The organism is Moorena sp. SIO4A1, from assembly GCF_010672065.1.
Lineage (GTDB): Bacteria > Cyanobacteriota > Cyanobacteriia > Cyanobacteriales > Coleofasciculaceae > Moorena.
On record NZ_JAAHHX010000704.1, the window covers coordinates 1 to 1,460 of the forward strand.

General features: G+C 42.0%; 2 protein-coding genes. One reads left to right on the top strand and one right to left on the bottom strand.

Translation table 11 applies throughout. The annotated features are described in order from the left end of the window. Nucleotides 1-819: 819 nt before the first annotated feature. Nucleotides 820-1,002 (top strand): hypothetical protein, encoded by a 183-nt coding sequence (locus F6K53_RS42105; RefSeq protein WP_293086434.1) that lies wholly within the window; start codon nt 820-822, stop codon nt 1,000-1,002. 48 nt (nt 1,003-1,050) lie between these two features. Here the strand turns inward: F6K53_RS42105 and F6K53_RS42110 are convergent. Next, the coding region (locus F6K53_RS42110) for a type I restriction endonuclease (RefSeq protein ID WP_366511444.1) at nt 1,051-1,460 on the bottom strand (410 nt) is incomplete at its 5' end.

Below are 1,460 nucleotides of genomic sequence, written 5' to 3' on the forward strand. Positions count from 1 at the left end.
CTCCCAATGACTAGGGAGTAACCGAAACATAAGCTACCTGTTTTTAGCTTTTCGGAAGCCTATGAAAACTTGGGTTATTTTAAGTAGTCTAGATTCAACTAGGTCGCCGACCCTAATTTAATTGGTATTTTTTTTTACCCAAGTCTCAACTGTCAATCGATTGGTTTTTATCGATATTCCGGAAACTTTATGTCAATGGTCTAAGTCTCTAATAGGTTTATCTCATCAGTTAAGTATACAATCTAGGTAGTTTTACCAAACTAGTTGCTGCTTTCACTAGTGGATTCGGTTAGATGTTGCTAGGCAATTAACCGTGCTTGTTAATAACCTATAAGTTATTGATAACAATCACAGTATCAGCTACATAGTGTCAGTTACCCTTACCCCCATTACCACCATGGTGAAGATACCATACTTGGTATACAGCGGTCACACTTGATCAATAACCTGATCAATAAACAGATAATCACTTCTTTTGTTTGGGTATCATGTGCTGCTTCCAGTAAGCGGTGGGCAGCAGTATGAGTATAATAGTTCTTTTTGCGAAAAAGGTAAAGTCCTTTCCAGGACGTGTAAGCAGTCAGCTAATACGCTACACCCATGCTACAGAAACCGCTTCTTAGCAGTAAGCTAAACTATCCAGGAAAACTTGGACATTTAGCTGAGGGGTGCGAGTAGATCAGTTATTCTAGACAACCCCCTCAAGATGTTGATAGCTATCAGTTATCAGCTTAAGCGCTACGCGCACGCTACGCGAACAGCTATCAGCTAATCCGCACGCTACTTGACTTTTGAATAAGCGATGCAGAGGTGCGACCCGTGGCGAATTTAATTCTTAATGCGGAAAAAGCACCATTACGGTCTTGGGGAGCCAGTGCGGTCTTGGGGGTTCCCCCCACTCGCGGTCTGGCGTGGTTTCCCCCACTCGCGCTTTGCATCAAGAAAAGAGGTAAGCTTTGGCCTTTGACGACGCTACTTAAAGTGCGAACAGCTTTTGAATAAAATAAGCTCACGCCTGACAGCTGACCGCTGACCGCTAACGGAAGCTGACTATGTATTTTGGATGATTTGGTTAATACGTTTTAAGATTCTCAGCACAGTGTAAATGTCATCTTTGTTCTCAAGAGCGAATGTATAGGAGTGAGCATATTTAGGTGGCTTTTGGGTTGTCATCTTTAGGAATTTAAACTCATTACCATTGGTGATAAACCCGAGGATAGGTTGCTCTGGATTAGGATTACCCAACATATAGGCTAAGACTTGGGGAATTCCAGCTGCCAAGGCGTATTTTGTGCCTTTGGCTTCAATAACAGTAACCCAGAATTCTGGTTTAAAAATCAGAATATCAATACGTCCAGTAACAATTATACCATCATCTTCGGAGGTAATTTTAACCTCTTTCTCTGCTGTGATTTCAAAGGGATGACGATAAAATCCCGCTAGTCTCAGTAATGGCGAGA